The organism is Corynebacterium zhongnanshanii (assembly GCF_014490575.1).
In the GTDB taxonomy this organism is placed as follows: Bacteria; Actinomycetota; Actinomycetes; order Mycobacteriales; family Mycobacteriaceae; genus Corynebacterium; species Corynebacterium zhongnanshanii.
The window spans coordinates 632522-644069 of the sequence record NZ_CP061033.1; the positions used below are offsets into that span (position 1 = coordinate 632522).

Below are 11548 nucleotides of genomic sequence, written 5' to 3' on the forward strand. Positions count from 1 at the left end.
GGAGGATTGTAGTTAGCTAATGAGCTCCCGCAGCAATTCCGCTGCCTGTGTTGGGGTTTTACCCACCTGAACTCCAGCCTCCTCCAGGGCCTTTTTCTTGCCCTCGGCGGTGCCCGAGCTACCAGAGACGATCGCCCCGGCGTGACCCATGGTCTTGCCCTTCGGTGCGGTGAACCCCGCAATGTAAGCCACGACCGGCTTCGTGACATTGTCCTTGATGTACGCCGCGGCGTGCTCCTCGGCATCGCCACCGATCTCGCCGATCATCATGATGGCTTCCGTCTCCGGATCATTTTGGAAGGCCTCGATGGCCTTAATGTGGGTGGTGCCAATGATAGGGTCGCCACCAATGCCGATGCAGGTGGTGAAGCCGATGTCCGAGAGCTCATGCATCATCTGGTAGGTCAGGGTTCCGGACTTGGATACCAGCCCGATCTTTCCTGGGGTGGAGGCAGTCTCCGCGGGAATGATGCCGGCATTGGACTGGCCGGGGCTGATGATGCCTGGGCAGTTAGGGCCGATGATCTGGGTCTTCGACTCTTTGGCCAGAGCATGGAACTCCGCCGTGTCTTTGACCGGCACGCCTTCGGTAATCACCACGGCGAGGGGAATGCCCGCCCGGATGGCCTCTTCCACAGCATCCTTGGTGTACGCAGCGGGCACGAAGATGACGGTGACGTTGGCGTCGGTGGCATGCATGGCCTCGCGCACACTACCGAACACGGGGATGGAAACGTCGTTGTTGAATTCGACCGTTTCGCCAGCCTTGCGGGGATTGACTCCACCGACGATGGTGGAGCCGGAGTCCAGCATGCGTTGGGTGTGCTTGGCCCCTTCGGAGCCTGTCATGCCCTGGACGATAATGCGGGAATTTGAGTTGAGGAAAATAGACATGGGTACTCCTTTTAGCTGTGCTGATCGGCCAGTTCCGCTGCGCGTCGTGCCGCAGCGTCCATGGTGTCTACCTGCTCAAGCTGGGGGAGATCAGCCTGGGTAAGGATCTCACGGCCCTGCTCGGCATTGTTTCCATCGAGGCGAACAACCAGTGGCTTGGGTTCGATGCCCTCGGAGGACAGGATCTTGAAGGCCTGGACGATGCCTTTCGCCACTTCGTCGCAGGCGGTGATACCACCAAAGACATTCACGAAGACGGACTTCACCTGGTTATCACCCAAAATCACGGACAAACCATTGGCCATGACCTCCGCGTTGGCGCCGCCTCCGATGTCCAGGAAGTTGGCGGGCTTAGGATTGCTGGCGAATTGCTCGCCGGCGTAGGCCACCACGTCGAGCGTGGACATCACCAGCCCAGCGCCGTTTCCAATGACGCCCACAGAACCATCCAGCTTCACGTAATTGAGCCCCAGGTTGGTGGCCTTCAACTCCAGAGGATCGGTGGCGCCATGGTCGGCGAGATCCTTGTGCTCGGGGTGGCGGAAGCTTGCGTTGCTATCGAGGCTGATCTTTCCGTCGAGGGCGATGATGTCGCCTCCCGTGGTTTTCACGAGAGGATTGACCTCCACCAGGGTGGCGTCCTCCTCTGTGTACACCTCGTAGAGTTTTTTGAACACAGGAACCAGAGCCCTGGCCTCTTCTGCGGAAAACCCTGCCTCTGTGGCCAGCTCTCGGGCGAAGGTATCCGTCATCCCATCCAGAGGGGAAAAGGTCTTCTTTACCAGGGCCTCGGGACGTTCTTCGGCGAGCTTTTCAATGTCCACGCCGCCTTCTTTGGACAGCATGGCCAGGTACTTGCGCTTGGTGCGGTCCAGAAGAATGGAGAAGTAGTATTCCTCGGCGATGTCTGCGCCCTCTGCGACCATCACCTTGCGTACTGTATGGCCCTTGATGTTCAGGCCCAGGATGTCATCGGCCGTGGCTTCGGCCTCTTCGGGGCTGTGGGCGATTTTCACTCCGCCAGCCTTGCCGCGGCCGCCGGTTTTCACCTGGGCCTTGACAACGACAACAGGGGTGCCGAGCTTTTCTGCGGCGGTGCGTGCTTGGGTAGAGCTGGTGGCGACGATGCCTCGAAGGACGGGGACATCATGCTGCTCGAACAGGTCACGAGCTTGGTATTCAAAAAGATCCATGTGGGGTCTCCAATGGGGTGTAACTGTGGGAATTGAGAACGGTGTGGTCTCGCAGGGGCGGGGGAGTTCACAGCATGAAAAAAAGGAGCAACTACTACAGAAGTAGTTGCTCCGGGAAGTCAAGGATCAAGGTCCATGAGCTTAGTGCTGGTGAAATCCGAACTCTGGCTTACTTTCCTTCGCCGATGATCTTGTTCACAGCGTCAGAAGCCTTGTCCTTCAGGTCCTCTACGCCCTGCTTGATGTTGGACTTCACCTGGTCTGCACGACCTTCGTTGGCGAGGGAATCATTGCCGGTAGCCTCGCCGATGTTCTCCTTAGCGGAGCCGGCTGCCTCTTCGGCCTTGTTCTTCAGGTCATCGATGGACATGTAATCCTCCTAGTAGGGGTCTGGTGGTGCTTGGTGGAAGGGGTTCCCTCAAGCGTGTGGTGCCCAGTGTACAGAAAAATTTTGGAGGGCTACTTGCTGTAGTCGTAGAAGCCCTTGCCGGACTTACGGCCAACGTGACCAGCGGTGACCATGCGGCGCAGCAGTGGTGGGCATGCGTAGGAAGGATCGCCGTACTCCTTGTACATCACATCAGCGATGAAGGCACAGGTGTCCAAGCCAACCATGTCAGCCAAGGTCAATGGGCCCATGGGGTGTGCAGCGCCCAGCTTCATGCCGGTATCGATGTCCTCTGGGGTTGCCACGCCCTGCTCCACCATGCGGATGGCGGAGAGCATGTACGGCACCAGGAGGAAGTTGACGATGAAGCCGGAGCGGTCCTTAGCCTCAATAGCGGTCTTGCCCATCACGTCCACGGCGTAGGTACGTGCACGCTCCACGATCTTCTCATCGGAGGTCAGCGCTGGGATGACCTCAACCAAGGGGAGCATGGGCACCGGGTTGAAGAAGTGCAGGCCCAGGACGCGGCCAGGGTTCTCCGTTGCAGAGGCAATGGTTTGAATCGGCAGGGAGGAGGTGTTGGAGCACAGTGCTGCCTGAGGGTCGGTCACGATCTTGTCAAGCTTGGCGAAGACATCCTTCTTGATCTCTTCGTTCTCGATGATTGCTTCCATCACCAGTTCGCGGTCTGCGAAGTCTTCAAGGTTCGTGGTGAAGGTCAGTCGACCCAGGGTAGCGTCCCGGTCTTCCTCGCTCAGCTTGCCACGTTCTACAGCCTTGGCGAGAGACTTTTCGATGCGTGCTTTACCAGCGTCCGCAAATTCCTGCTTGGCTTCCCATACCAGGACGTCGGAGCCGTTCTTTGCTGCTACTTCTGCGATTCCGGAGCCCATGAGGCCTGCACCGATAACACCTACGCGTTGAACCATGGTGATTTTTCTCCTTATATACGAGGTAGACATATTCTTGGGTTCGTCTTCAACTGTACTGAGTTTGGTTGGGCGGGGAGTTGTCGAGGGGGAGAAGATGGAACCTTTTGGGGGAGGCAGCGCGGTTGGCAGTACCAAGCTGTGCAGACGCTGGCCTTGGGCGGATTTTCTTGTGGGGTTCGGCTACTCAACCACTATGGAATGTGCAGTGGGAACACAGGGTTACCCAAGGTTGAGGCCTTAGATTAGGTGTCAGTGCTTGAGAGATTGAGCATGAATAGCGAAGAACCTATTGTCAGATAACCGAAAGGTGCTTGAAACGAAATAACGGTCTAACTCTCCTCTTGAAACGTCAGCGCTTCAGCCCTCGGTCACTCCGGCCGGGGGCTGAAGCGTGTGCTGTGACGGGGGGCACTGGGGGCACATGTGACGCGGATTATTCTTTCTTGTGTGATTCGCTCCACAGTAGTGATAGAGGAAAGATAAATAGGGTTAGGCCTACCCAGTTATCGGTAATGGCAATAAATAAAGCTCCAGCCCATACGGACACTGTGTCAACCCAGCGGTGCCCGTTGGCGTACTTGCCCTGATAGTAAGCGCCATCTTTTTGGGTCCAGAAGACTAGAGTGAAATCTGCGGCGGCGGAGATCAGGAGCACGATTGCTGCTACTCGCTGGCCAAACAGGATGAAGGCAAACGCCGCTATGAGTGTGCATACCCCAACGAGGAAGATCTTCTTGTTTGCCATGACCACACCGATATTAGTTATTTTTGTCCACTAATTCAATGTTGGGTCTGTAGTGACCTTATTCGCTGTCATCGTCTTCGTCGCCCTCCACATGGAAGCCGAAGGCTTTTAGTCGCTTGCGGTCAGCTGCGGACGAAGAACTCGTCAAGCGAAGAAGCTCACTATAAATCCCGCCCGAAGTGGCGAGCACGTCAGGCGAGCCGATCTCATCCACATGACCCTGATCCAAGGTGATGATGGTGTCCACGTCCGCGATCGTGGACAAACGGTGGGCGATCACAATCGTGGTACGCCCCTCCATCAACTTCTCCAGACCCGCCTGAACCACACGCTCAGCCTTCGTATCCAACGCCGACGTAGCCTCATCGAGAACCAGGATCGGCGCATCCTTGAGCATCGCGCGTGCCACCGCAATGCGCTGCTTCTGGCCACCGGAGAGCCGCAAACCACGCTCGCCGATCACCGTGTCATAGCCATCGTTAAACTTCATGATGAAGTCATGGGCGAACGCATCCTTCGCAACCTGGATGATCTGCTCTTCCGACGCCCCAGGATTGGCGTAGGCAATGTTTTCCCTGATCGTCCCGCTAAACAGCGCCGGCTCCTGGAAGACCACACCCACCGACCGGCGCACGTCAGCAGCCGACATCGTCGCGATGTCTCGACCACAGATGCGCAGCGTCCCCTCACTCGGCTCGTACAGGCCCAAGAGCAAGTTCACCAGCGTGGACTTTCCGCCACCAGACTCGCCCACCAACGCAACCTTCTCATTCGCCTCCGCCTGGAAAGTCACGCCGTGGATCACCGGCTCGCCAGCGGTGTAAGCAAACGTGATGTGGTCAAACTCCAATACGGGGGATCCGTCGGCCTGTGGCATGGGGCAGGCAGAGGGCGCGCTGTTGGCGTCGTTGGAGGACAATAACATCGTTCCTCCTGGCCTCGACGCATCGAGCAAGGCCTTCGGCGCGGAGCTTTCCTCCAGCTCATCCATGGCCATGAAGTACTCGCGGGAGCCCGCGGCGGCGCGCTGCGCGGTATCCACCATCCAACTCATCATCAGCGCAGGCTGGCGAGCCATCGTCACCAGCTGCAATAAAAACACCATGTCGCCAATCGAAAAGTGCCCGTGCAGCGTACGCCAAAATAGCGTGAAATAGATGGCAGCAAACACCAGATTAAGCCCGCCCAGGCGCAGCACATCCATGAAATGCCACCATCGCGATTGAGCCTTCGTGAGGCTGATCGTCTCGGCGAAATGAGACTGGAATAAACGCAATTCGCGCAGCTCCGTCACAAAGGACTTCACCACCTTCATCTGGCCAATAACCTCGGCGAAACGGCCCTGCGCGGTATCAATGTGTTCGTTTTTGTCCTTCTCCCACACCATCCACTTCTTGGAGGTCAGCATTGTCAGATACAGATACATCGGGAAGATAACAGCCAACAGAATCGCCAAAGGCCAGTAGTAGATGGCCGTAATGATCAGAACCAAGGTGATGGTGAACATCATCGAGATGAAGTTGTTGGCGAACGACTTCACAAAGTCAGACAAGCCGAGGATTGAGCGATCCAAACGGGAAATAATCGTGCCCGTTACTTGCTTGTCATAGTAGGACTGTGGCAAGGACAGCAATTTGGCGAAATAGCGATTAGAAAGAATCTGGCGCATCCGCATGGCCATCACATCGCCAAACCAGCCTCCGATATTCTGAATCACCGTGTGAGATAGCTCCACCGCCAACAGCGTGAGAGCAAGCCACAACACAACGGAGGAGGCTTCATCAAGAGTGCTGTCGCCAGAAAAATGCCCCACGATGGTGTCCGTGGCCTGTTTCACCAAAAAAGGAGTGGTGAGCTGAAGCAGAGACACGCTGACGGCAGCCAGCGTGACGATCAGATAGAAGGGCCACAGCTCCTTCGTGGTGCGGAAAATACGGCCGAAAACTGAAAGCATGACACGAGTTTCTTTGTGAAGTCTTCGAGGCACACGATCGTTTCGGCAGGTGGGCTTGGCCTACTGGCTGTTGGCCTCCTGGCTGAAGTCTGCAGCCGCGATCCGATCGAAGGCCTCGTTCAAAATTTCTTGGGAAGTAGCAAAATTAACACGGATGTGTCCCTGACCCAACGTGGGGCTAAACGTTGTGCCTTCGCTCACGACCACGCGGGCCTTCTCCAGGATCTTCGCCGCAGGTTTGTCAGCCAGGCCCGCTACCTTCCGAAGGTCCACCCACAGCAGGAAGCTAGCCTCCGGACGAATGATTCGCGCACCCGGCAACACCTCGGGCAGCCGGCGCTCGATCAGGTCCAGATTGCTGGAGAGGTATTCCAGCTCGTTATCCAGCCATTCCTCACCCTCGTTGTAGGCCGCAGCTGTGGCGATCATGCCCAGGGTGGATGCCTCGCCCGTGCGCAGGTTGTGCACTTGAGCCATCGTCCGCCGGTCCTCCTCGTTGGTGAAGATCATCTGCGCGCAGCGCAGGCCTGCGGTGTTCCATCCCTTGGAGGAGGCGATGACCGTCACGGTCACGCGTGCCGCCGTCTCGCTTATGGAAGCGGTGGGGGTGTGCTGGGCAGGGGAGTACACCACGGGTGCGTGAATCTCATCGCTGATCAGCCGTACGTTGTACTTATCGGCCAGCTCCACCAGGCGCTCCAGCTCCTCGGGGCGGAAAGAGCGGCCCAGTGGGTTGTAAGGGTTGCACAGAATCATCGAGCCCACGCCGTGGGGGTTCTTGGTGGAGGCGAAGGCTTCCTCCAGGGCGTCGTAGTCAAAGCCCCACTCCACGTCCTCAGGGTCACTTGCGCCGGGCTTCGGCCGCTGCACCATCTCAACCAGGACCGACGGGCGGTTGGTGGCCGTCGGGATGTCGAAGAACGGGTAGTAGGACGGCACGCAATTGATGATGTCGCTGCCTTCCGGCGTGAGTTCGTCGATAGCCACGGCCACGCCTTTCACCACGTCGGGAACCACCCGGATCCAGGAAGGGTCTACTTCCCACTGGAAGCGGCGCTGAAGGAAGCCGGCCAGGGCTGGCGGGACCTCGGCTTCTTCGGCGTGATAGCCGAAATACTCCCGGTCCACGGCCTGGTTAATGGCCTTGGACACCGCGGGGCAGGTTTCGAAATCGGACTCGGCGACCCACAGGGGCAGCGCGTCCTGTGGGTACCGGGACCACTTCATTGTCCCTCGGGCGCGGAGCTGGTCCAGGGTGGGGAAGGTGATCTGTGCGTCTGGGTTACCTGCTGGAGTAGACATGCCCACCACTATAGACCATGCTGTCTAGTTTGTGTGCGATCTGTGCCACACGAGAGCGTGCCTACGCCTGCTCATCAGCAGGAATAGGGGGATAGTGCTCGCGGATAAAACGCAAAGAATCCCGAGCATCCTCGCTATGCCTATCGGACAAAAACACCTCACGCACCGTCCGCGTCCCCTGGCGCTCATACGGCTCCCACGGTAAATCATTGCCGCGGGCAAATCCCACCACCAGTCGATGAAGCTCATCAGCGACAGGCTGAAGCCCCTCCACCGAATTCTTCCCACAAAACATCGTGGAAAAACCTGGATTGGACTTCAGGGCATCAAAAACCAGGGGAATATCCGCACAGTGCCCCGCAACGGGAACAAAATCACTACCCGGATCCACCTCACCACTGCGATAGAGCAGCGCCCACTGCGGTGCCTGAGCACCTGCCGCCTGCGCATCACGCCTGCGCTCCAGAATCTGGGACATGAAACGCAGAATCGTGGAATTGCCGATAGCGCGTCCCGCAGAATGCTCAGGATCGACAGCCTTTAACGGCGCGCCCACAGCTTTTGCCGCCACCAGCTTCACGCCTTTGGCCATCAAGCGCTGGCCCACAGAACCCTCTTGTGCCTTCTGATCCGCCCATTTTGCCAAAGGGAATTGATCAAACTCCGCCTCCAGCCCGGTGACGAGCAGCGGGATATCGGCCATTCTGCGAGCGTGAAGCGGATACGGGCCGGCGGCAATATCCCTGGAATAGCGACGAGCGAAAGTCCGATACGCCTCCGTCAACTCCTCCTCGCTCAATTCTTCCTTTTTATTTTTATTATTCGACGCCGAGCGCAACATTTTCTCAGCCACCGGCCCACGCTTAGCCCATCCAGATCGAGGCAAACCGGGAGACATGATCATGGCCCGATGAATAAGGGACTCCTCCGTCACCTCCGGCCGGGTCAGCACCATACTGAGCAGCCCACCACCGGCCGACTGGCCCATGGCCAACACCTTCGTGGGATCCCCACCAAACGCCGCAATGTTCTTCTGCACCCACCGCAACGCACACAGCACGTCCTGCACGCCCCGAAACTCGGGTGCATACTTGGGATCCGCCTCCGCTGCTGTGTCAGGAATCTGCGATGGAAGGAAGCCGTCAAAACGCTTCCGGTAGTTCATCGTCACGTACACCACACCATCCCTGGCGAAGGAATCCCCGCGATAGATCGGCTCGTCCGCGTGACCATGCTCGAAGCGACCACCGTGGAGATACACCACCACGGGACATCCCTCGGCGCGCTCGGCAGGCGCACACACAGACAGTGTGAGGTCCGTGTGGTTTTTCTCCTCATGGAGAGGAATGGGGTTCGGGAGGCAGGCGTCGAATAATTCATCAGACACATAGGGCACAGGATCGCTGAAACGATCCCGCATCGTCTCTGGCTGCCGAGCAAAAGGAATGCAGGACCAATGCGCCGCGACCGGGCCGCGCCACCCCCGCGCCACTCCGGAGGTGGTGCGCACATCCAAGGACGGGGACGGGATACAGCGGGGATTATTCATGCGTTTCATCCTAACCAGTGCGAGCAACGCCCACAGAGGAAATGCTCAGAAGCATTCGCCGTCAATTACAGTGGACACCTATGGACATACTGGATTACTTCGCCACCCCCTCAGAACTCGATTATGAGCTACCGGACTTCGCCGTGATCGAGACCCTTGTAGAACAGGACGCGATTGTTCCAGCCCTGCGCACAGCGTTAGACGACCACGCGGCGGAAATTGCCGCGATCGTGGACAATCCAGACACGCCGACGTGGGAGAACACGTTCGAAGCGCTTGAAGCATCCGGGCAGATGCTGGGCCGAGTCCTGGCGATCGTCTACAACTACTCCGGCACGATGGCGACCGACACGGTCGTGGCCCTCGAAGAGGAGGTCTCGCCGCTGGTTGCGGAGCACTACTCGCAGTTGTACTTACACGAGGAGCTGTGGACACGCATCCAGGCCATCCCGCAGCAGCCGGACGGTAGTGAGGAAGCGGCCCTACAGAAACACTGGACGCGCCGGTTTATCCGCGGCGGGGCTGAACTGGACGCCCAACAGCGACGCGAGCTGCAGGACATCGACTCCCGCCTGGCCACCTTAAACACCCGCTTCGGCAACCAGCTGCAGCAGGCCACGCGCCAGGCTGCGGTGCTGTTGACCGACGACGCCCACACCGCAGGGCTCAGCGAGTCAGAGAAGGCCAGCCTGCACCACCTGGCCATTGAGGAAGGGGCGATTGCCGAAGGCGAGGCCGGATGGCTGATCCGGCTGGGCCTGCCCAGTGTGCAGCCGATTCTTGAGCGTTTGGATAATCCCGAGGCACGTGAGCTGGTGCACCAGGCATCCCTGAACCGCGCGGCGGGCACCACGGACAGTATCGTGTTGGAGATCGTGCGGCTGCGGGCGCGCCGGGCTCGTTTGCTGGGGTATGACCATCATGCAGCGTTCGTGGTGGAGGAAGAGACGGCCGGCGAGGTGGATGCGGTGCGGACGCTTCTGGATCAGGTGACCCCCGCTGCGGTGGCCAATGCGCACAGTGAATACAAGCACGTGCAGGACCTCGCGGCTGTCAGTGGGGAAGAGGGGACTATCCGCGCTGCGGATTGGCCGTACTGGTCCGGGAAGCTGCGCGCGGAACAGTTGGACGTGGATGAAGAGGAGGTGAAGAAGTACTTCCCGCTGGAGCGGGTGCTGGTGGACGGCGCGTTCTTTGCTGCCGAGCGCCTGTACAACATTTCCGTGGTGCCGCGGCCGGATCTGAAGGGCTACCACGAGGACGTCCAGGTGTGGGAGATTATCGACAACGCCGTGGCGGGCGCGAAGGGACAGGAGCACGCAGGTATCGGATTGCTGCTGACCGACATGTACGCACGATCCACCAAGCGGGGTGGCGCGTGGATGAGCAGCTTCGTCGATCAATCCAACCTGATTGGGCAGGCCCCCGTGGTGGTTAACGTCCTCAATATCGACAAGCCCAGCGACGGCCAGCCGGCGCTGCTGACCATGGATGAGGTGGCGACCGTGTTCCACGAGTTCGGCCACGCCTTGCACGGACTGCTGTCCGACGTGCGCTACCCCAGCCTGTCGGGGACCAGCGTGCCTCGAGACTTCGTGGAGTTCCCCAGCCAGATCAATGAAAACTGGGCGCTGGAGCCGGAGGTGCTGGCCAACTACGCCCGCCACGTGGAGACCGGGGAGCCGCTTCCCTCCGAATGGGTGGCCACCGTGCGCGCCCAATCCCAGTGGGCTCAAGGCTTTGCGACCACCGAATACCTGGCCGCGTGCTGGCTGGACCTGGCCTGGCACAGCCTGTCCGTCGAGGAAGCGGATGCGATCACCGACGTTGAGACTTTCGAGGCTGAGGCGCTGGAGGCTGCCGGTGTGGCGATGGACGGGCTGGTGGCCTCCCGCTATCGCTCCCAGTACTTCAATCACATCTTCTCCGGAGGCTACTCGGCAGACTACTGGTCCTACCTGTGGGCGGAGGTGTTGGACGCCGATGGTTTTCAGGCGTTTGTGGACACGGGTGCGGCCCGGGGAGACAATCCACTGAGCACCGGAGACATTGACGCGGATGACGTGGCCTTCGCCGGTGAACGCTTCCGCCGCATGATCCTGTCCAGGGGAGCTACCATCGACTTCAACGATGCCTTCTGGATGTTCCGCGGCCAGCAAAAGAGCGTGGAGCCTCTGCTGCAACGCCGCGGTCTGTCCGGCGTGGTGTAGGACATGTGATGGAAACTTTCTTCAACTGGCTCATTAATGCCCCCGTGTGGATTCAAACGCCGTTGGTCTTGGCGGTGATGCTGCCCCTGTGTACGGGGGTGGCGTTGGTTCTGTGCCGTGCGGCTCGTCTGGTGTTGCCTGTGGATGAGGGTGAGCGGAGGTATGTGGAGGCGGGTTCTGGAACGGAGTCTGCCTCGGGAGAAGCGTTAGTCTCCGCAGGGGAGTCTGTATCGAGAAAGGAGGGTCACCCAGATGAAGCATAATTCCAAGGTGCGTCAGGCACTTGTGCTGCTGATCGTTATTCTGCTGGTTGCGTGGGTCGCGAGTAATTTCTTCTGATGTGTACCAAAATATAAAGCCCCATAAAACAGGTGTTGAATA

The 11548-nt window shown here is 58.9% G+C and carries 10 protein-coding genes; 2 read left to right on the forward strand and 8 right to left on the reverse strand.

The window, feature by feature from the left end; genetic code table 11:
* Positions 1 to 12 precede the first annotated feature (12 nt).
* The 8 genes from sucD to IAU67_RS02830 form a co-directional block, all read right to left on the reverse strand.
* A complete protein-coding gene (gene sucD / locus IAU67_RS02795; protein WP_151842980.1) occupies positions 13 to 894 on the reverse strand; it encodes a succinate--CoA ligase subunit alpha in 882 nt (293 codons plus the stop codon).
* Between the two features lie 11 nt (positions 895 to 905).
* Positions 906 to 2087, reverse strand: coding sequence for an ADP-forming succinate--CoA ligase subunit beta (gene sucC, locus IAU67_RS02800; protein WP_151842981.1), 1182 nt, complete (start codon positions 2085 to 2087; stop codon positions 906 to 908).
* A gap of 169 nt (positions 2088 to 2256) precedes the next feature.
* Positions 2257 to 2451, reverse strand: coding sequence for a CsbD family protein (locus IAU67_RS02805; protein WP_187767979.1), 195 nt, complete (start codon positions 2449 to 2451; stop codon positions 2257 to 2259).
* A 95-nt stretch (positions 2452 to 2546) separates the two neighbouring features.
* The gene (locus IAU67_RS02810) at positions 2547 to 3404 is read right to left on the reverse strand and encodes a 3-hydroxybutyryl-CoA dehydrogenase (protein ID WP_151842983.1); all 858 of its coding nucleotides are present in this window, start codon (positions 3402 to 3404) and stop codon (positions 2547 to 2549) included.
* A gap of 436 nt (positions 3405 to 3840) precedes the next feature.
* The gene (locus tag IAU67_RS02815) at positions 3841 to 4152 is read right to left on the reverse strand and encodes a hypothetical protein (protein WP_151842984.1); all 312 of its coding nucleotides are present in this window, start codon (positions 4150 to 4152) and stop codon (positions 3841 to 3843) included.
* 58 nt (positions 4153 to 4210) lie between these two features.
* Positions 4211 to 6106 carry an ABC transporter ATP-binding protein gene (locus IAU67_RS02820; protein WP_151842985.1) on the reverse strand — a complete coding sequence of 632 codons (1896 nt, stop codon included), beginning with the start codon at positions 6104 to 6106 and terminating at the stop codon, positions 4211 to 4213.
* Between the two features lie 60 nt (positions 6107 to 6166).
* Entirely contained in the window at positions 6167 to 7408 is a 1242-nt protein-coding gene (locus IAU67_RS02825) for a MalY/PatB family protein (RefSeq protein WP_151842986.1), read from the reverse strand.
* Positions 7409 to 7469: 61 nt separating this feature from the next.
* Positions 7470 to 8957, reverse strand: coding sequence for a carboxylesterase family protein (locus tag IAU67_RS02830; protein ID WP_187767950.1), 1488 nt, complete (start codon positions 8955 to 8957; stop codon positions 7470 to 7472).
* 80 nt (positions 8958 to 9037) lie between these two features.
* Between IAU67_RS02830 and IAU67_RS02835 the strand changes: the two genes are divergently transcribed.
* Both IAU67_RS02835 and IAU67_RS02840 read left to right on the forward strand, forming a co-directional pair.
* Positions 9038 to 11167, forward strand: coding sequence for a M3 family metallopeptidase (locus IAU67_RS02835; RefSeq protein ID WP_151842988.1), 2130 nt, complete (start codon positions 9038 to 9040; stop codon positions 11165 to 11167).
* Between the two features lie 8 nt (positions 11168 to 11175).
* Positions 11176 to 11430 carry a hypothetical protein gene (locus tag IAU67_RS02840; RefSeq protein ID WP_151842989.1) on the forward strand — a complete coding sequence of 85 codons (255 nt, stop codon included), beginning with the start codon at positions 11176 to 11178 and terminating at the stop codon, positions 11428 to 11430.
* Positions 11431 to 11548: the final 118 nt, after the last annotated feature.

Excerpts from the sequence above, each read along its gene's own strand:
- IAU67_RS02840 (WP_151842989.1), top strand. The coding sequence starts at position 11,176 with ATGGAAACTTTCTTCAACTGGCTCATTAATGCCCCCGTGTGGATTCAA.
- IAU67_RS02830 (WP_187767950.1), bottom strand. The coding sequence starts at position 8,957 with ATGAATAATCCCCGCTGTATCCCGTCCCCGTCCTTGGATGTGCGCACC.
- IAU67_RS02820 (WP_151842985.1), bottom strand. The coding sequence starts at position 6,106 with ATGCTTTCAGTTTTCGGCCGTATTTTCCGCACCACGAAGGAGCTGTGG.
- IAU67_RS02825 (WP_151842986.1), bottom strand. The coding sequence starts at position 7,408 with ATGTCTACTCCAGCAGGTAACCCAGACGCACAGATCACCTTCCCCACC.
- IAU67_RS02835 (WP_151842988.1), top strand. The coding sequence starts at position 9,038 with ATGGACATACTGGATTACTTCGCCACCCCCTCAGAACTCGATTATGAG.
- IAU67_RS02810 (WP_151842983.1), bottom strand. The coding sequence starts at position 3,404 with ATGGTTCAACGCGTAGGTGTTATCGGTGCAGGCCTCATGGGCTCCGGA.
- sucC (WP_151842981.1), bottom strand. The coding sequence starts at position 2,087 with ATGGATCTTTTTGAATACCAAGCTCGTGACCTGTTCGAGCAGCATGAT.
- sucD (WP_151842980.1), bottom strand. The coding sequence starts at position 894 with ATGTCTATTTTCCTCAACTCAAATTCCCGCATTATCGTCCAGGGCATG.
- IAU67_RS02815 (WP_151842984.1), bottom strand. The coding sequence starts at position 4,152 with ATGGCAAACAAGAAGATCTTCCTCGTTGGGGTATGCACACTCATAGCG.